Origin of the sequence: Variovorax paradoxus, assembly GCF_009498455.1 — a bacterium.
In the GTDB taxonomy this organism is placed as follows: domain Bacteria; phylum Pseudomonadota; class Gammaproteobacteria; order Burkholderiales; family Burkholderiaceae_C; genus Variovorax; species Variovorax paradoxus_H.
Genome location: NZ_CP045644.1, coordinates 1,315,524 through 1,333,384, shown reverse-complemented (window position 1 = coordinate 1,333,384; position 17,861 = coordinate 1,315,524). Strand labels below are relative to the sequence as shown.

The following is a 17,861-nucleotide window of genomic DNA, read 5'->3' as shown; positions in this document are numbered from 1 at the left end:
CCTCAACCCACCGGAGTCCACGCCATGCATCGCAGAACCGTCTTGAAGTCCGCCGCTGCCCTTGGGCTCGTCGGCAGCCTCGGCAGCTTTGGGCTCTCGTCCGCTTTCGCGGCCGGCAAGATCAAGCCCGGCGGCAAGGCCGCGCTGATCGTGGTCGATGTGCAGAACTGCTTTCTCTATGGCGGCACGCTCGCGGTAAAGGGCGGCAACGAAGTGATCCCGGTCATCAATGCGCTGGCACCCGCGTTCCAGAACATCGTCGTCACGCAGGACTGGCACACGGCGGGCCACGCCTCCTTCGCGAGCACCTATTCCGGCAAGAAGCCCTTCGAGACCACCAAGCTCAACTACGGCACGCAGGTGCTGTGGCCCGACCACTGCGTGCAGGGCACCGACGACGCCGCGCTCGGCAAGGAACTCAAGGTGCCGACCGCGCAGCTCATCATCCGCAAGGGCTTCCACAAGGACATGGACAGCTACTCCGCCTTCGAGGAGGCCGACCACAAGACGGCCACCGGCCTGGCCGGCTACCTCAAGGCGCGCGGCATCAAGACCGTGTTCGTCACGGGTCTCGCCACCGACTTCTGCGTGGCCTGGACCGCGATGGACGCGCGCAAGGCCGGCTTCGAGGCCTACGTGATCGAAGACGCCACGCGCGGCATCGACCTCAACGGCTCGCTGGCCGCCGCCTGGAAGCAGATGACGGCCAAGGGCGTGAAGCGCATCCAGTCGGGCGACATCCAGGCGGCCTGATGCCGCCGGGCCGCGGCAGACGACAGCAACCACAACCACGACGACGGACGAGACAACGCATGAAGTTTTCGATCGCGGGCCACACCCTTCGCGGGCCTGGAGCCCGGTGCCCGTGACGGCCAGTTGCGGCGCTGAGCCGCTGCACCTGCAGGTCAACGGCCAGGCGCACACGCTCGCCGGCGTGCCGCGCGAAGCCACGCTGCTGCACCTGCTGCGCAACGACCTCGGGCTCAACGGGCCGAAGTACGGCTGCGGGCTCGGGCAGTGCGGTGCGTGCACGGTGCATGTCGACGGCGTGGCCGCGCGGTCCTGCGTGATCCCGGCGCATGGCGTGGCGGGGCGCAGTATTACGACGCTCGAAGGCTTGGGCATGCGCGGGCGCTGGCATCCGGTGCAGGCCGCGTTTGAAGACGCGCAGGCTGCGCAGTGTGGCTACTGCCTGAACGGCATGGTGATGCAGGCGGCGGCGCTGCTCGCGCGTGATCCGCACGCGAGCGAGGCGCGCATCCGCAGCGAGCTGTCGGGCAACCTGTGCCGCTGCGGGACGCACATCGAGATCCTTGATGCGGTGCAGCGCGCGGCGGTGCGCATGCGTGCTGAGGTCAAGCCATGAGCCGCTCGTGTTGTCCCCTCTCCCGCGTGCGGGAGAGGGCTAGGGTGAGGGCATCGGCCTTCGCACATGCACAGCCTTTGCCATCGCCGCTGGCCCTCACCCCAACCCTCTCCCAGAGGGAGAGGGAGAAAAACGAATGACACGCCGCGCCGACCTGCCGCAGACCCGCGCGGAATTCCTCGCCGCCGATGGCGTGCTGCTCGTGGTGCGCGACGCCCCGCCCCCACCACCCGCCAAGGGCCAGCCCGCCTTCATCGCCAGCAACCCCACCGAAGGCGACGAAGTGCTGCTCGCGCTGTGGGACGACGGCAGTGTCTCCGCGCTCAACGGCCACGTAGATCTCGGCACCGGCATCCAGACCGCGCTGGCGCAGATCGTGGCCGAAGAACTCGACCTCGGCATGCCCTGCGTGCGCATGATGCTCGGCGACACCGCGCGTGCGCCCAACCAGGGCGCGACCATCGCGAGCGCGTCGATCCAGATCCACGCGCAGCCGCTGCGGCTGGCCGCCGCGCAGGCGCGGGCCTGGCTGCTGGCGCGTGCGGCCGAGCGGCTGGGCGTGGCCGTCGATGCGCTGCAGGTGCGCAACGGCGTGGTGCGCGTGACCGAGGCACCGGACCGCCACGTCAACTACGCAGACCTCGTGGCGCACCAGCGCACGGTGCTGCGCCTCGACCTCGACGCGACACCCAAGAACCCGGCCGACTACCGCCTCGTCGGCACGCGCCAGGCGCGCGTCGACATCCCGGCCAAGCTCGCGGGCGACCTTGTGTTCGTGCACGACATGCGCGTGCCCGGCATGCTGCACGGCCGCGTCGTGCGCCCGCCGTACGCGGGCGCGGACCATGGCGACTTCATCGGCAACACGCTCGAATCGGTCGACGAATCGTCGATCGCGCACATCCCGGGCATCCGCGCCGTGGTCGTCGTCCGCGACTTCGTCGGCATCGTCGCCGAGCGCGAGGAGCACGCCGAGCAGGCGATGCGCGAACTGCGCGTGACCTGGAAGCCCTGGCCCGGCATGCCCGATCTGCGCGACGTGGCACAGGCGCTGCGCGACAACCCGTTGACGCAGCGCTTGCTGGTCGATGAGGGCGATGTCGATGGCGCCATGGCCGCCGCTGCGCAACCGATGCAGCGCACCTACGTATGGCCGTACCAGATGCACGCGTCCATCGGCCCGTCGTGCGCGCTGGCCGACTGGCAGCCCGCCGATGGCAGCGGAATGCAGCTGCGGTGCTGGGCCGGATCGCAGAACCCGCACGTGCTGCGTGCCGATCTCGCGAAGCTCATGGGCGTGGACGACGTACAGGTCGACGTGGTGCGCATGGAGGCCGCAGGCTGCTACGGCCGCAACGGCGCCGACGACGTGGCGGCCGATGCCGCGTTGCTCGCGCGTGCCGTGGGCGCGCCGGTGCGCGTGCAGCTCTCGCGCGAGCAGGAGCATGCATGGGAGCCCAAGGGCGCCGCGCAGCTCATGGAGATCGACGGCGGGCTCATGGCCGACGGCCGCGTCGCCGCCTACGACTTCGAAACCTCGTACCCCTCGAACGGCGCGCCCACGCTCGCGCTGCTGCTCACGCGCACGGTCGAGCCCGTGGCGCAGGCCTACGAGATGGGCGACCGCACCGCGCGCCCGCCCTACAGCTACGACAACCTGCGCGTGAAGGTCAACGACATGGCGCCGATCGTGCGCGCCTCGTGGCTGCGCGGCGTGTCGGCGCTGCCGAGTTCGTTCGCACACGAGTCGTACATCGACGAGCTGGCGACGGCGGCGGGTGTCGATCCGATGCAGTTCCGCCTGCGGCATCTGGACGACCCGCGCGCCATCGAACTCGTGCAGGCCACCGCGCAGAAGGCCGGCTGGCGCATGCGCACCGGACCGCAGGAGAACGCCGATGGCGGGCTCGGCGAAGGCGGCGACATCCTCTTCGGCCAGGGCTTTGCGTACGCGCGCTACATCCACAGCAAGTGGCCGGGCTTCGGCGCCGCATGGGCTGCGTGGGTGGCCGATGTCGAGGTGAATCGAAAGACCGGCGAGGTGCATGTGCGCCGCGTGGTGGTGGGGCACGACGCAGGCTTGCTGGTCAACCCGGCGGGTGTCGAGCACCAGGTGCACGGCAACGTGATCCAGACCACCAGCCGCGCGCTGATGGAAGAGGTGAAGTTCGCGCCGCAGCAAGGTAATGCTGATGGCGGTGCGCAGTTGCCGGGCGTGTTGCCGACCGGCGTGGTCGCGAGCCGCGAGTGGGGCAGCTACCCGATCATCAATTTCCGCGACGTGCCGGTGATCGAGATCATGCACATGCCGCGGCCGGGCGAGCCGTCGCTGGGGGCAGGCGAGTCGTCGTCGGTGCCGGGGACGGCGGCGATTGCGAATGCGATCTTTGATGCGACGGGGGTCAGGTTCAGGTCGCCGCCGTTCACGCCGGAGACGGTGCTGGCTGAGTTGAATAGGGTTTTGCTCCCTCCCCTCTGGGGAGGGCGGGTGGGGCAAGCGGCGCTCGAGTGGTGACGCCGCTGTGCCCCATCCCAACCTTCCCCAGAGGGGAAGGAGCAATGCGGGGACCATCTGGCCGAGGCGCAAAGGCCTGTGGGCCACCGGCGCCGCACTCTTCATCGGCGGCCTCGGCGTCATCGCCGGCCTGCTCGGCTGGCGCTCGGCCATCGCGCCCGTGTCGCTCAGCGCACCGGTCTACAGCGAGTCCACCATCGAACGCGGCCGCGTGCTCGCCGCGCTCGGCGACTGTGCCGTCTGCCACACCGCACCCGGCGGCGCACCCAGCGCCGGTGGCCGCGCGATGGAGACGCCCTTCGGCACGCTCTACACCACCAACCTCACGCCCGATGCGGAGACCGGCCTCGGCCGCTGGTCCTTCAGCGCCTTCCAGCGCGCGATGCGCGAAGGCGTCTCGCGCGACGGCCATCACCTGTACCCCGCGTTCCCCTACACCGCGTTCGCGAAGACCAGTGACGACGACCTGCAGGCGCTCTATGCCTACTTCATGGCGATGCCCGCCGTGCGCGCGGAAACGCCCAAGTCCGAACTCACGTTCCCGTTCAGCCTGCGTCCGCTGATGGCCGGCTGGAACGCGCTGTTTCACGACCCCGCGCCGCTGCAGCCCGTGCCCACGCAGAGCGCCGAGTGGAACCGCGGTGCCTACCTCGTCAACGGCCTGGGCCATTGCGGCGCCTGCCACACGCCGCGCAACGCGCTCGGTGCGGAGCAGGGCGGCAGTGCGTACCTCTCAGGCGCGATGGTCGATGGCTGGGAAGCCCCCGCGCTCACGCAGCTGTCGAAGGCCGCCGTGCCCTGGGACACCGACGCGCTCTACCGTTACCTGCGCAACGGCCACTCGCCGCGCCACGGCATTGCGGGCGGTCCGATGGCCGAGGTGGTGCGCGAACTCGCGCAGGTGCCCGACGCCGACGTGCGCGCGATGGCCGTCTACCTTGGGTCGTTCAACCCCAAGCCGGTCGCGCAGCCGCAGGCGCTCGCGCAGCAGGCCGTCGACAACGCGGCGCGCACGCAAGGCCAGCTGCTCGGCCCCGCGCAGCGCATGTTCGACAGCGCCTGCGCGTCGTGCCACCACGACGGCGACGGCCCCACGCTGCTCGGCGTGAACACGCCGCTCGCACTCAACAGCAGCCTCACGAGCACACGGCCCGACAACCTGCTGCGCACCATCCTCGACGGCGTGCGCGCGCCTGCGCACCGCGACATCGGCTTCATGCCCGCCTTCCGCGACGCGCTCGACGACCGCCAGATCGCCGACCTCGCGGGCTACATGCGCGCACGCTTCGCACCGCAGGAAGCGGCGTGGACCAACCTGCCCGCCGAGGTGGCGCGCGTGCGGGCCGCGCCGGGCCACTGACCCGCGGCGGACGCCGTCCCGAGGCCGCGGCTACGATGGCGCGCAGACCCTATTTCACGGAGACATCCCGCCATGCCATTGAACCTTTCGACCGCTTCGAGCCTGCCCCGCGACGCCCAGCGCGCCACCCTTGTCGGCCGCCTCTGGCAGCCCGGCGTGGGCCCGGTGCTGGTGGCCGTTCAGGGCGATGGCCTGCACGATCTGTCGAAGCTTGCGCCGACCATGAGCGATCTGCTCGAAGGCCAGGGCTCGCCGTCCGAAGCCGTGCGCGCGGCACTGCAGAGTGGCACCGCGCCGCGCATCGCCGCGCTCGAGGCCGTGCTCGCCAACAGCGACGAGAGCACGCGCGACAGCAACCAAGCCTGGCTGCTCGCACCCTGCGACCTGCAGGTCGTGAAGGCCAGCGGCGTGACCTTCGTCGCGAGCCTGCTCGAACGCGTGATCGAAGAGCAGGCGCGTGGCGACGCCTCCCGCGCCGAAGCCACGCGCGCGGCCATCGGCGATGTGCTGGGCGACAACCTCGCCGACATCGTGCCGGGCTCGCCCGAAGCGATGAAGGTGAAGGACGTGCTCATCGCGCAGGGCATGTGGTCGCAGTACCTCGAAGTCGGCATCGGCCCCGACGCCGAGGTCTTCACCAAGGCACCGGTGCTTGCGGCCGTGGGCACGGGCGCCGACGTGGGCATTCACGCGGACTCGGCCTGGAACAACCCCGAGCCCGAGGTCGTGCTCGCAGTGAACAGCCGCGGCGAGACGCTGGGCGCCGCGCTCGGCAACGACGTCAACCTGCGCGACTTCGAAGGCCGCAGCGCACTGCTGCTGGGCAAGGCCAAGGACAACAACGCCTCGTGCGCCATCGGCCCGTTCATCCGTCTGTTCGATGCGCACTTCGGCATTGCCGATGTACGCCGCATCACAGTCGCGCTGAACGTGACGGGCCCCGAGGGCTTCACGCTCGAAGGCTCGAGCTCGCTGTCGAAGATCAGCCGCGATCCGCTCGACCTCGTGGCACAGACACTCAACCGCCACCACGCCTACCCCGACGGTTTCATGTTGTTTCTGGGCACGATGTTCGCGCCGACACAAGACCGTCACGGACCGGGGCAAGGATTCACGCATGTCGTGGGTGATCACGTGCGCATTGCCGCGCCGGAATTGGGCGCACTGAACAACCGCGTGGTGCATGCAGACCAAGCGCCTCGGTGGTCTTTCGGCCTCGGTGCCCTGATGCGCAACCTGGCCGCTCGCCAGTTGCTGTAAACCGTATTTCTGCACTTTAAAAGCAGATGTACTCCTTTGGAATTCAGAGGCTGTACTTTGCATTCTGTTGCGGTTGACCATGCCTCTTCTTACCCTCAAGATAACTACCATCGCGAGTGGATAAATCAAGGGAGACGTGGTTGCTGCCGAACGAGATCGATCTATTGCAGACGCCCGTCGAAGGCCCGCTTCCCTGTGGTGAAGATCTGGAATACGACGCCGATTTCATGGCGCTTCAACAGGCGGCCACGGGCAAGCGCGAGCAGCAGTTCGGCGACACGATCATCCCCGCCGAGCCGCCCGACTGGGCGCGCGTAGACCGCATCGCACGGCAACTGTGCCTGCGCACGCGCGACCTGCGCGTGCTGGTGCCGCTCACGCTCGCATGGACCGAAAGCCGCGGCTTGCCCGGCTATGTCGACGGGCTGCGCCAGGTCGATGCGGTGCTGCAGACTTTCTGGAACGACGTGCATCCGCGCGTCGTGGATGGCACGAACGAAGACCCGCTGCCGCGCATGAATGCGCTGGCCGCACTGGCCGAAGCCGAAGGGCTCGGACGCAGCGTGCGCGATGCGCGGCTGCTCGAAGACGGCGGCACGGCGATGAGCCTGCGGCAGGTCGAGGCGCTGCTCGATTCGAGCAAGAGCGACCAGGTGGACTACCCCGGCGGCGTGGGCCGCCTGCGCGAGGCCGCGCGCCGCGCGCACGACAAGGCGGCGCCGCCGGTGGTGGCGCTGCGTGAGGCTCTGGCACTCCTGCAGCGCATCCGCGAGACCTGCGAGCGCGCGCTGGGCCAGAGCTGGGCGCCCGATTTTTCGCGGCTCGAACGGTCGCTGCGCACCGTGGGCCAGTTGCTGCCGGAGCAGCCGCACAGCGAAGTGCCGCAGGCGTCGGCCGCGGGCAGTGCAGAACAAACAAGCGGTGCGGCGCAAGTGCACGCACCGGGTGGCTCGTCCACCGCGCACGTTGCAGCGGCCCCGCAAATGGCTGCGCGTCCGCTGCGCATTCAAGAGATTGAAATATCGGCTCGTGAAGATGTGCAGGTGCTGTTGGAAAAAGCGTGCGAGTTCCTGGAGCGAACGGAACCGAGCCACCCGGCGCCCATGCTGATCCGCAGGGCCCAGCGGCTGCTGGACCTCAACTTCTTCCAGATCATCGAAGAGCTCGTGCCCGAGGGATTGCAGAAGATAGAAAGCCTTGCCGGCCGCCCGTTGAACGGCGGCACCGCATCGCCCTAGCGGTCGTTGCAGCCGGCACGTCCGAACGCCCCGGCATCGGCCGACCGGTACGACCCATGCATTCAGTTTCAAGAGGAAGCTTATGGCAGACAACCGTGTCAGAAACAGTGGTCAGAAGTTCATTGCGCGCAACCGGGCGCCGCGCGTGCAGATCGAGTACGACGTCGAGATCTACGGCAGCGAACGCAAGATCCAGCTGCCTTTCGTGATGGGCGTCATTGCCGACCTCGCCGGCAAGCAGACCGACCCGATGCCCGACCTCGCGGAGCGCGAATTCATGGCGGTGGACATCGACAACTTCGACGACCGCATGAAGGCCATCAAGCCGCGCGTCGCGTTCCAGGTGCCCAACACGCTCACCGGCGAAGGCCAGATGAACGTCGACATCACCTTCGACAGCATGGACGACTTCTCGCCCGCGCGCATTGCGCGCCAGGTCGATGCGCTGCAGCAGCTGCTCGAAGCGCGCACCGAGCTGTCGAACCTGCTCTCGTACATGGACGGCAAGAACGGCGCCGAGCAACTCATTGCACAGGCGCTGCAGAACCCGGCGCTGCTCAAGTCGCTGGCGTCCGCGCCCAACCCCGCGGTCGCGCAGGCGGCCGCAGATGCAGCAGCAGCAGCCAAGCAAGCCGACGACAGGACCGCACCATGAGCACCGCATCCCAGCAGAGCGCACGCGCGAAGACCGCGACCGTCGAAGCACTCGAACCGAACGAGTTCTCCGACCTTCTTCAGCGCGAGTTCAAGCCCAAGACCGAGCAGGCGCGCGAGGCGGTGGAGAACGCCGTCAAGACGCTGGCCGTGCAGGCGCTCGAGAACACCGTCACCATCTCGAACGACGCCTACCGCAGCGTGCAGGCCATCATCACGGAGATCGACCGCAAGCTGTCGGAGCAGATCAACCAGATCCTGCACCACGAAGATTTTCAGCAGCTCGAAGGTGCATGGCGCGGCCTGCACTACCTCGTGAACAACACCGAGACCGACGAGCAGCTGAAGATCCGCGTCATGTGCGCCTCGAAGCGCGAAGTGGCGCGCTCGCTCAAGCGCCACAAGGGCATCGGCTGGGACCAGAGTCCGATGTTCAAGAAGATCTACGAGGCCGAGTACGGCCAGTTCGGCGGCGAGCCCTTCGGCGCGCTGATTGGCGACTTCCACTTCGACCACAGCCCGCCCGACGTCGAGATGCTCGGCGAGATGGCCAAGATCGCCGCCGCCGCGCACTGTCCCTTCATCGCCGGCGCCTCGCCCACCGTGATGCAGATGGACTCGTGGCAGGAGCTGTCGAACCCGCGCGACCTGACCAAGATCTTCCAGAACACCGAGCACACCGCGTGGCGGTCGCTCCGCGATTCGGAAGACGCGCGCTACATCGGCCTGGCCATGCCGCGCTTCCTGGCACGCCTGCCCTACGGTGCGCGCACCAACCCGGTCGACGAGTTCGAGTTCGAGGAAGAAACCGATTCGGCGCTGCACACGCGCTACACCTGGGCCAACTCGGCCTATGCGATGGGCGTGAACATCAACCGCTCGTTCAAGCAGTACGGCTGGTGCACGTCGATCCGCGGCGTGGAGTCGGGCGGTGCCGTGGAGAACCTGCCCACGCACACCTTCCCGACCGACGACGGCGGCGTGGACATGAAGTGCCCGACCGAGATCGCCATCAGCGACCGGCGCGAGGCCGAGCTGGCCAAGAACGGCTTCATGCCGCTGGTGCACCGCAAGAACTCCGACTTCGCGGCCTTCATCGGCGCGCAGTCGTTGCAGCAGCCGGCCGAGTACTACGACGCCGATGCCTCGGCCAACGCCAACCTGGCGGCGCGCCTGCCGTACCTGTTTGCGTGCTGCCGTTTCGCGCACTACCTGAAGTGCATCGTGCGCGACAAGATCGGCTCGTTCCGCGAGCGCGAGGACATGGAGCGCTGGCTCAACGACTGGATCATGAACTACGTCGACGGCAGCCCCGGCACCTCGTCGCAGGACACGAAGGCGATGAAGCCGCTGGCGGCGGCCGAGGTCCAGGTGGAAGCCATCGAGGACAACCCCGGCTACTACGCCGCCAAGTTTTTTCTCCGGCCGCACTACCAGCTCGAGGGGCTGACCGTGTCGTTGCGGCTGGTTTCGAAGCTGCCGTCCAACAAGAAGGACAGCAGCTAATTCCACTGTCCCGCTACCGGGCAATTCATCGATAACTTTTGGGGGTCAATCATGGCAGTAGACATGTTCATGCGCGTCGAGGGAGCAAACGGTGAGTCCAAAGACTCGAACCACAAGGACTGGACCGACATCAAGTCGTTTGCATGGGGTGCGACGCAGCCGGGCAACATGGTCAGCGGCGGTGGCGGCGGCGTGGGCAAGGCGAGCTTCAACGACCTGCAGGTGCTCGCACGCATCGACAAGGCCGCGCCTTCCGTGCTGAAGAACTGCGCGAGCGGCAAGCACCTGAGCAAGGTCGAAGTGGCCGTGTGCAAGGCCGGCGGCTCGCAGATCGAATACACCCGCGTCACGCTCGAAGAGGTGCTCGTCACCTCGGTGCAGTACACGGCCGAGCAGGGCTCCGACGCCGTCTTCGTGCAGTACGCCTTCCAGGCCGCGAAGGTGAAGCAGCAGTACTGGGAGCAGACCGACAAGGGCGGCAAGGGCGCCGAGACGGTGCTGGGCTGGAACATCAAGGAAAACAAGGAAGCCTGATTTCCTTTGTTGCGCGGCAGGTCGACGGGGCCACGGCTCCGCGGCCTTCGCCGGCGGTCCACAGCCGTTTGTCTGTCTCCTGCGGCGGCCCTTCGCGGCGCGCCGCCTTTCACCTTTCAGCCAGTCAACGGGGAAGTTTCATGGGCGATGGGTTTGCAGTGCTGGGCGAGCGCTCCGTGGCCGAGCACACCGAATGGGTACAGCGGCAGATCCGCGCCAGTCCCCAGAACGCCGGCCTGCGCCTTGCCCTGTGCCACTTCCTCGCGCTGCGCGGCGAATGGCAGCGGGCCGAAGACCAGCTCAAGCTCGCGACGAAGCTCGACCCCACGTTCACGCCGGCCAGCGTCACCTGCGCGATGGCTCTCAGGGGTGAGCAAGCGCGCAGCGACTTCTGGGCCGGCGGCGGACGCACGCCGGCCATCGTCTCGGGCAATGCCGACTGGGTCGAGCAACTGCTCGGTGCCGCCGTGTTGCCCGCTGATCGTGCCGACGAGGCCGCGGCACTGCGCGAGGCGGCACGCGACGCAGCGCCCGCGCTGCAAGGCACGCTGACCACCATCGACCGCTCCGACGCGCGCGGCGTGCAGGCGCTCGACGGCGAGCCCGCGGCCCACAGCGACTTCGCCTGGCTGTGTGACGGCGACGCGCGCATCGGCGCCGTGCTCGAACTGTTCACGCCTTCGGGCTATGCGTGGCTGCCGCTGCCCGCGGTGCGCCGCATCAAGTTCTCGCGCCCGCAGCATCTGGTCGACCTGCTGTGGGCGCCGGCCGAGATCGAACTGCACGACGGCCGCGGCCTCAGCGCCCTCGTGCCCGTGCGCTACCCGGGCGCGCTCGACAGCCTCGACGACGAGACCGCGCTGGGCCGCCGCACCGACTGGCAGCCGCTCGCGGGCGACGACCAGTTCGCGGGCATCGGCCAGCGCACGCTGATCAGCGAGGCTGGCGATCACTCGCTGCTCGACCTGCGGCGCATCGAATTCGAAGCCGCAGCACCGGAAGGCCCGGCCCCATGAGCCCCGCCATCACCACCGACCTCGACGGCGATGCACAAGAGAGCGTCGCGCGCGACCGCCTGCAACCGGTGCTGCTCGACCGCCTCACCGACAAGGCGCCGCAGAACGGGCAGGAGCGCGCGGGCGCCTTCCTCATGAGCGGCAAGCTGCTGCGCGACTCCGTGCTGCGTGACCTGCAGTGGCTGCTCAACACCACCAACTTCGGCGCCGACCACCGCATCAACGGCATGCCGCGCGCGCGCGGCTCGGTGGTGAACTACGGCGTGCGCGGCTGGGCCGGCGGGCGCATGTCGGAGGTCGACTTCGCCGACGTCGAAGCCGCCATCCGCGCGGCCATCATCGACTTCGAGCCGCGCATCATGAAGGACAGCATCGACGTGCGCTGCGTGACCGATGCGACCGACCTGGAGCACCACAACCTGCTCGCGCTGGAGATCCGCGGCACGCTGTGGTCGGTGCCGTACCCGATCGAGTTCATCCTCCGTTCGGAGCTGGACCTGGAAAGCGGGCACATGGTGCTGCGGCCGACGGGAGGGCTGTGATGCAGAACTCTGCGCGCGCTCCCCGGATTGACTCCCTCTCCCTCTGGGAGAGGGCGGGGGTGAGGGCAGACGGCCTTGCAACGGGTGGCGGCGTCGTCGAGGCCGCTGCCCTCACCCTAACCCTCTCCCAAAGGGAGAGGGGACAAGACGAAGCGCGGGGCCACTGATGGACGCGAAGCTTCTCGACTACTACAACCGCGAGCTCACCTACATGCACGAGCTCGGGGCCGAGTTCGCGCAGCGTTACCCGAAGATCGCGGGCCGCCTGGGCATGCGCGGCATTGAGGTCAGCGACCCCTACGTGGAGCGCCTGCTCGAAGGCTTCAGCTTTCTCACGGCGCGCATCCAGCTCAAGATGGACGCGGAGTTTCCGCGCTTCTCGCAGCGCCTGCTCGAGGTCGTGTACCCCAACTTCCTTGCGCCATTGCCGGCCATGGCCGTGGTGCAGATCGACGGCAACCTCAACGAAGGCTCGCTGAAGGCGGGCTACGAGCTGCCGCGCCACACGCTCTTGCGCGGTCGCATGATCAAGGGCGAGCAGACGGCCTGCGAGTTCCGCACGGGCCACGCCGTCACGCTGTGGCCGATCAGGATCGCCGATGCCAGCCTCGGCCCCGTGCCGGCCGAGGTTGCGCATGCGCTGCCGATGGCGGCGCGCCAGGCGAAGAGCGCCATCACCATCAAGCTCGAAGCCGTGGGCGGCGCGCGCTTTGCCGAGATGCCGCTCGATCGGCTCGAGTTCTTTCTCTCGGGCGCGGAGCTGCATGCGCTGCGCGTGCTCGAACTGGTTGCTCACCACAGCGTGGCCACCGTGTGCCGCGCGGGCCCCGGCAGCACGGCGCGCATCGTGCCGCTGGGCGACGAGGCGATCCGCCACGAGGGCTTCGACCCCGAGCAGTCGCTGCTGCCCTACGACGCGCGCTCGTTCCAGGGCTACCGCCTGCTGCACGAGTACTTCGCCTTTCCCGAGCGCTACCTGTTCTTCAGCGTGAAGCACCTCCGCGCGGCGGCCTCGGCCATCGGCGGCACCACGATGGAGATCGTGATCCTGCTCGACCGCGCCGACGCCGACCTGGAGCGGCTCGTCGACGCCAAGCACTTCTCGCTGTTCTGCACGCCCATCATCAACCTCGTGCCGCGCCGCAGCGACCGCATCCCGGTCGGGCCGGGCCAGCACGAGCACCACGCGGTGATCGACCGCACGCGCCCGCGCGACTTCGAGATCTTCACCGTCGAGCGCGTCACAGGCCACATGGCCAACGGCTCGGAGGAGCGCGAGTTCCGGCCCTTCCTCGGTTCGTTCGCATCCGACGACGGCGACTTCGGCGCCTACTTCTCGCTGCGCCGCGAGCCGCGCCTCGTGTCCGACCGCGCGCGTGCGCAGGGCACACGCACCAGCTACACCGGCAGCGAGGTGTACGTGTCGCTGGTCGACCAGCACGACGCGCCGTTCCCGCACAGCCTGCGCCACATCACCCTCGATGCGCTGTGCACCAACCGCGACCTGCCGCTGCTGCTGCCCACCGGGCTGGAGTCCGATTTCACGCTGCGCGTGTCGGCGCCCGTGCGCGGCGTGCGCATATTGCGCGGCCCGTCGCGGCCGTACCCGGCGCTGGCCGAGGGTGCGCTCACGTGGCGCCTCATCAGTCACCTGGGGCTCAACTACCTGAGCCTGACCGACGTCGATGCCACGCAGGGCGCTGCCGCGCTGCGCGAGATGCTCGACCTGTACGGCAACCTCGCCGACCCGGCCGTGCGCCGGCAGATCCAGGGCGTGCGCTCGATGGCGCTGGCGCCGGTGTTCCGCCGCCTGCCCGAGCCGGGCCCGATTGTGTTCGGGCGCGGCGTGGAGATTGCGCTGCAGATCGACGAGGTCGCGTTCTCGGGCGCGAGCCCGTACCTGTTCGGTGCCGTGCTGGAGCAGTTCTTCAGTCGGCACGTGTCGCTCAATGCGTTCACCGAGTTCGCGCTGTCCAGTTTGCAGCGCGGCGAGATTGCACGCTGGACCCCGCGCGTGGGACGCCGCCCCGCCGTATGAGCACGACCGGCCTCACCGACGACACGATGCCGCGCGTGCTGCCGGCAGAGGCCGAGGCGCGGGCCCGCACGAAAGCGAAGGCGAAAGCCGCACCGCGCCGCGGCGTGCCCGAGGCCGACCCTGTGCTGTGGGCCCAGCTCGTCGAGCAGCCCTTCGAGCACGACCTGTTCATGCTGTTGCGCCGGCTCGACGCGCAGGGCGACCATCCGCTGCTGGGTCGCGCGCCGCGCCCGCTCGACGAGCCGCTGCGGCTGGGGCAGGAGCCCTCGATGGCCTTTGCGCCGTCGAACGTGTCAGGCGTCGAGGTCGACCACGACGGCGCACCGCGCATCTCGATCTACGGCTTCGGTCTGTTCGGTCCCAACGGCCCGCTGCCGCTGCACCTGACCGAGTACGCACGCGAGCGCAAGCGCCACCATGCCGACAACACGCTCAGCGCGTTCGCCGACCTGTTCCATCACCGGCTGATCCTGCTGTTCTACCGCGCCTGGGCCGATGCGCAGTCGGTCAACAGCCTCGACCGTCCCGACGGCCACCGCTTCGTCGACTACGTGGCCAGCCTCATGAACATGGGGCAGCCCGGCCTGAAGGCGCGCGACCGCATCGCCGACCACGCGCGCACCCACATGGCGGGCCACCTGGTGCGCCAGACGCGCAACCCCGAAGGGCTGATCCAGATCCTGCGCCTGTACTTCGACGTGCCCGTGCGCGTGGTCGAGTTCGTGAGCGACTGGGTGCGCATCGACGAGCGCCAGGTCAGCCGCATCGGCCTGCTCGGGCGCAACCACCGGCTCGGCAGCGGCGCCACCATCGGCCTGGCGGTGCGCGATGCGCAGAGCAAGTTCCGGCTCGAACTCGGCCCGCTGTCGCAACAGCAGTTCCGCGAGTTCCTGCCGGGCAGCCCGCGGCTGCGGCAGGTGGTCGACTGGGTGCGCCAGTACGTCGGCATCGAATTCGCCTGGGAGCTGCGGCTGGTGCTCAGCAAGCCCGAGGCGCGCGGCATGCGGCTGAGCAGCGACCAGCGCCTGGGCTGGGGCAGCTGGCTCGGCACGCGCCTGTCCGACACCGATGCCGGCGACATGGTGTTCCAGCCCGAGGCGCTCTTTTCCCGCAACGCACCGGCTACTTCATGACCGACATCCGCCGCGTCTCTCTTTTCTCCAAACTGAATCCGATGCTCTACAAGGCATTGGAGACTGCCACTGCGTTCGCCAAGCTGCGCGGCAATGCCTACGTTGAACTCGTGCACTGGCTGCACCAGATCCTGCAGCTGCAGGACAGCGACCTGCTGCGCATCGTCAAGCGCGCGGGGCTCAACCTCGATGCGGTCGAGCAGGACCTCGTGCGCGCGCTCGACCGCCTGCCGCACGGTGCCACCTCGATCAGCGATATCTCCGAGCACGTCGACCACGCCGTCGAGCGCGCGTGGGTGTACGCGAGCCTGCGCTTCGAAGCCACGTCGATCCGCGGCGCCTACCTGCTCGCGGGCATCGTGAAGACGCCGGGCCTGCGCCAGGTGCTCTCGGGCATCTCGCGCGAGTTCGACAAGCTCGTGCCCGACGTGCTCGTCGCGCAGCTCGCGGCATGGACCGAAGGCTCGCCGGAAGACGACTACGACGCCGCGTCGGAGGCGGGCACGGGCGCGCCCGTGGCGCAGCACCAGGGCGATGCGCCCGCCGCCGGCGGCTCGGCGCTCGCCAAGTACGCGAGCGACCTCACGGCCAAGGCGCGCGCGGGCGAGCTCGACCCCGTGTACGGCCGCGACGACGAGATCCGCCAGATCGTCGACATCCTCATGCGCCGCCGCCAGAACAACCCGCTGCTCACCGGCGAGGCCGGTGTCGGCAAGACCGCCGTGGTCGAAGGCCTGGCCTCGCGCCTGGCCGCAGGCGACGTACCGCCCTCGCTGAAGGACGTGTCGCTGTGGGTGCTCGACCCCACGCTGCTGCAGGCCGGCGCGGGCGTGAAGGGCGAGTTCGAGCAGCGGCTGCGGCAGGTGATCGACGAGGTCGAGAAAAGCCCCAAGCCCATCGTGCTGTTCGTCGACGAAGTGCACACGCTGGTGGGCGCGGGCGGCACCGCCGGCACCGGCGACGCGGCGAACCTGCTCAAGCCCGCGCTTGCACGCGGGCGGCTGCGCACCATCGGCGCCACGACGTGGTCGGAGTACAAGAAGTACATCGAGAAAGACCCGGCGCTCACGCGGCGCTTCCAGACCATCCAGGTGCACGAGCCCACCGAGCCGAAGGCCGTGGTCATGCTGCGCGGAATTTCGGCCGAGCTGGAAAAACACCACGGCGTGCTCATCCTCGATGCCGCGCTCGAAGCGGCCGTGAGCCTGTCGCACCGCTACATTCCCGCGCGCCAGTTGCCCGACAAGGCCGTGAGCCTGCTCGACACGGCATGTGCGCGCGTGGCGCTGAGCCAGCATGCCCTGCCCGCAGCGCTCGAAGATCTGAAGCGGCGCATCGAGGTGCTCGGCATCGAGTCGGGCATCGCGGGACGCGAGGCGGCGATCGGTGTCGGCGAGCACCAGCGCGTCGAAGATATCGCGGCGCAAGTGGCGGCGGCGCAGGCCGAACTCGAACTGCTGGAGCAGCGGCGCGTGGAAGAGGCCGCGCTGGTCGAGCGCATCGTTGCGTTGCGCAAGCTGTTGTCGCCTGCGGCGGTGCCGGTGCAGGCTGAGGTCGAAGACCACAACGAAGAAGAAGCGCCCGCCGAGCCCGAAAGGACACCCGAAGAAATTCGCGCCGAACTCGACGAGGCACAAGACCAGCTCGTGCAGCTGCAAGGCGAGACACCGCTCATCCTCGCAGCCGTCGATGCGCAGGCCGTCGCCACGGTGGTTGCGGACTGGACCGGCATTCCCATCGGCCGCATGGTGCGCGACGATGCGCAGTCGGTGCTGCGGCTCGGCGAGATTCTGTCGGCCCGCGTGGTCGCGCAGCCCGATGCGCTGGAGACCATCTCGCGGCGCATCCGCACCGCGCGTGCGCGGCTGGACAACCCCAACAAGCCCGTCGGCGTGTTCCTGCTGTGTGGCCCCTCGGGCGTCGGCAAGACCGAGACCGCCCTCGCGCTGTCCGAGGCGCTGTACGGCGGCGAGCAGAACCTCGTCACCATCAACATGAGCGAGTTCCAGGAGTCGCACACCGTCTCCACGCTCAAGGGCGCACCGCCCGGCTACGTGGGCTATGGCGAAGGCGGCGTGCTCACCGAGGCCGTGCGCCGCCGGCCTTACAGCGTGGTGCTGCTCGACGAGATCGAGAAGGCGCACCCCGACGTGCACGAGATCTTCTTCCAGGTCTTCGACAAGGGCTGGATGGAAGACGGCGAAGGCCGCCACATCGACTTCCGCAACACCGTGATCATCATGACGTCGAACGTCGGCACCGACCTCGTCATGCAGCTGTGCGAAGACCCGACGTTGCGCCCCGACCCCGAGCCGCTGGCCGCCGCGCTGCGCGAGCCGCTGCTGAAGGTGTTTGCGCCCGCGCTGCTCGGGCGGCTCGTGGTCGTGCCTTACTACCCGCTGCAGGCCGATGCGCTGCACCGGATCATTCGCCTGCAGCTGGACCGCATCGCGGCGCGCCTGCAGGCCAACCACGGCATTGCATTGGCTTACAACGACAGCGCCGTCGCGCTTGTCGCACGCCGCTGCACGGCCATAGAGTCGGGTGGACGGATGATCGACGCGATCCTCACGCACACCATCCTGCCCCGACTGAGCGAAGAAGTCATCGGCGCCACCGTCAGTGCGCGCAAGCTCGCCGGCGTGCAGCTGGGCGCAGCAGGCGACGACTTCACGTACGAGTTTTCCGAAGCGTAGAAA

Annotated in this window: 12 protein-coding genes and 1 pseudogene; all 13 read left to right on the top strand. The window is 68.7% G+C overall.

The genetic code is table 11. From position 1 onward, the window contains the following. The first annotated feature begins 24 nt into the window (after positions 1 to 24). Positions 25 to 753 (top strand): bifunctional nicotinamidase/pyrazinamidase, encoded by a 729-nt coding sequence (pncA, locus tag GFK26_RS05955; protein ID WP_153281194.1) that lies wholly within the window; start codon positions 25 to 27, stop codon positions 751 to 753. Between the two features lie 112 nt (positions 754 to 865). After that, complete coding sequence (locus GFK26_RS05950; RefSeq protein ID WP_153281193.1) at positions 866 to 1,366, top strand: (2Fe-2S)-binding protein; 501 nt, start codon at positions 866 to 868, stop codon at positions 1,364 to 1,366. A gap of 136 nt (positions 1,367 to 1,502) precedes the next feature. Further along, positions 1,503 to 5,241 (top strand): annotated as a pseudogene (locus tag GFK26_RS34540) (molybdopterin cofactor-binding domain-containing protein). A 72-nt stretch (positions 5,242 to 5,313) separates the two neighbouring features. Beyond that, entirely contained in the window at positions 5,314 to 6,501 is a 1,188-nt protein-coding gene (locus GFK26_RS05940) for a fumarylacetoacetate hydrolase family protein (RefSeq protein WP_153281192.1), read from the top strand. A gap of 140 nt (positions 6,502 to 6,641) precedes the next feature. After that, positions 6,642 to 7,739 (top strand): type VI secretion system protein TssA, encoded by a 1,098-nt coding sequence (gene tssA, locus GFK26_RS05935; protein ID WP_153281191.1) that lies wholly within the window; start codon positions 6,642 to 6,644, stop codon positions 7,737 to 7,739. Positions 7,740 to 7,821: 82 nt separating this feature from the next. After that, positions 7,822 to 8,394 carry a type VI secretion system contractile sheath small subunit gene (gene tssB / locus GFK26_RS05930; protein WP_153281190.1) on the top strand — a complete coding sequence of 191 codons (573 nt, stop codon included), beginning with the start codon at positions 7,822 to 7,824 and terminating at the stop codon, positions 8,392 to 8,394. Beyond that, complete coding sequence (gene tssC / locus GFK26_RS05925; protein WP_153281189.1) at positions 8,391 to 9,899, top strand: type VI secretion system contractile sheath large subunit; 1,509 nt, start codon at positions 8,391 to 8,393, stop codon at positions 9,897 to 9,899. Before tssB ends, tssC begins: the two co-directional genes overlap by 4 nt. A gap of 51 nt (positions 9,900 to 9,950) precedes the next feature. After that, on the top strand, positions 9,951 to 10,433 hold the full coding sequence (locus tag GFK26_RS05920) for an Hcp family type VI secretion system effector (RefSeq protein ID WP_056583653.1): 483 nt from the start codon (positions 9,951 to 9,953) through the stop codon (positions 10,431 to 10,433). A gap of 140 nt (positions 10,434 to 10,573) precedes the next feature. Continuing rightward, positions 10,574 to 11,449, top strand: coding sequence for a type VI secretion system accessory protein TagJ (locus GFK26_RS05915; protein WP_153281188.1), 876 nt, complete (start codon positions 10,574 to 10,576; stop codon positions 11,447 to 11,449). Further along, on the top strand, positions 11,446 to 11,991 hold the full coding sequence (gene tssE / locus GFK26_RS05910) for a type VI secretion system baseplate subunit TssE (RefSeq protein ID WP_153281187.1): 546 nt from the start codon (positions 11,446 to 11,448) through the stop codon (positions 11,989 to 11,991). The genes GFK26_RS05915 and tssE overlap by 4 nt, the downstream gene beginning before the upstream one ends. A gap of 166 nt (positions 11,992 to 12,157) precedes the next feature. Next, a complete protein-coding gene (gene tssF, locus GFK26_RS05905; protein WP_153281186.1) occupies positions 12,158 to 14,029 on the top strand; it encodes a type VI secretion system baseplate subunit TssF in 1,872 nt (623 codons plus the stop codon). After that, positions 14,026 to 15,162: a type VI secretion system baseplate subunit TssG gene (gene tssG, locus GFK26_RS05900; protein ID WP_153281185.1), complete on the top strand. Its 1,137-nt coding sequence runs from the start codon at positions 14,026 to 14,028 to the stop codon at positions 15,160 to 15,162. Before tssF ends, tssG begins: the two co-directional genes overlap by 4 nt. Then, a complete protein-coding gene (gene tssH / locus GFK26_RS05895) occupies positions 15,159 to 17,858 on the top strand; it encodes a type VI secretion system ATPase TssH (protein WP_153281184.1) in 2,700 nt (899 codons plus the stop codon). Before tssG ends, tssH begins: the two co-directional genes overlap by 4 nt. Positions 17,859 to 17,861: the final 3 nt, after the last annotated feature.